Origin of the sequence: Terasakiella sediminum (assembly GCF_033100395.1) — a bacterium.
Lineage (GTDB): Bacteria > Pseudomonadota > Alphaproteobacteria > Rhodospirillales > Terasakiellaceae > Terasakiella.
Genome location: NZ_JAWLVJ010000073.1, coordinates 1 through 934 on the forward strand (window position 1 = coordinate 1; position 934 = coordinate 934).

Sequence of the window (934 nt, forward strand, 5' to 3'; positions counted from 1 at the left end):
AGAGCCTGACCCAAAAGTAGTTGAGTGATTACAGTCAGTTATGATTCTATCGGTTTGCTACAACTGATGGAGAACAATAATGGCTTGGACAGCAACCACTCGCTCTGATTATGACCGCTCGAATTGTCGATATGCAAGCGATTTGACGGATGAAGAATGGATTTTGATTGAGTGTTTCATGCCGTTGCCTCGTACTCAGGGGCGTCCTCGAACAACAGAATTACGACAGGTGATGAACGCTATCCTGTATATTGCAACAACGGGTTGCCAGTGGCGAATGCTCCCCAATGACTTTCCTCCACGCTCTACAGTTCAGCGTTACTTTTATGACTGGCGTAGTCGTGGTTTGCTCAAAACCATCAATCACAATTTGGTCATGTGGACCCGTGACCTTGAGGGCAAGGAAGCCAGTCCAACAGCAGGCGTGATTGATAGCCAAAGCGTAAAAACGACAGAAAGCGGCGGCCCTCGGGGCTATGACGCAGGTAAGAAAATCAAGGGACGCAAACGCCATATTGTTACAGACACGTTGGGCTTGCTGGTTGGCAGCAAGGTCCATCCTGCTGATATTCAGGATCGCGATGGTGCATCGGATGTTTTAAAATCTATCCGACAGAGCCACCCTTGGCTACGCCATGTCTTTGGCGATGGTGGCTATGCGGGACCAAAATTACGCGAGGCATTGGATAAAATTGGCGATTGGACAATTGAAATTGTCAAACGCTCGGACAAGGCAGAAGGTTTTGAAGTTCTGCCCCGTCGTTGGGTTGTCGAACGGACATTTGCATGGCTCAACCGCTGTCGGCGTTTAGCGAAGGATTGGGAAAAATCCATTCAATCCGCAGAAGCATGGATACTGGTATCCTCAATTAGAATGATGACGAGACGGCTGGCAAGATACTGTTTTAAAAAGTGAAGTTTCGAGTCAGACTCT

1 protein-coding gene is annotated in these 934 nt (G+C 48.1%); it reads left to right on the plus strand.

Going from position 1 to position 934, the window contains the following annotated elements; genetic code table 11:
* Window positions 1-79 precede the first annotated feature (79 nt).
* Window positions 80-916: an IS5 family transposase gene (locus tag RYZ26_RS19870; protein ID WP_317684755.1), complete on the plus strand. Its 837-nt coding sequence runs from the start codon at window positions 80-82 to the stop codon at window positions 914-916.
* The last annotated feature ends 18 nt before the right edge of the window (window positions 917-934 follow it).

Bases quoted from the DNA above. Each gene is read 5' to 3' on its own strand.
- RYZ26_RS19870 (WP_317684755.1), top strand. From the start codon at position 80: ATGGCTTGGACAGCAACCACTCGCTCTGATTATGACCGCTCGAATTGT.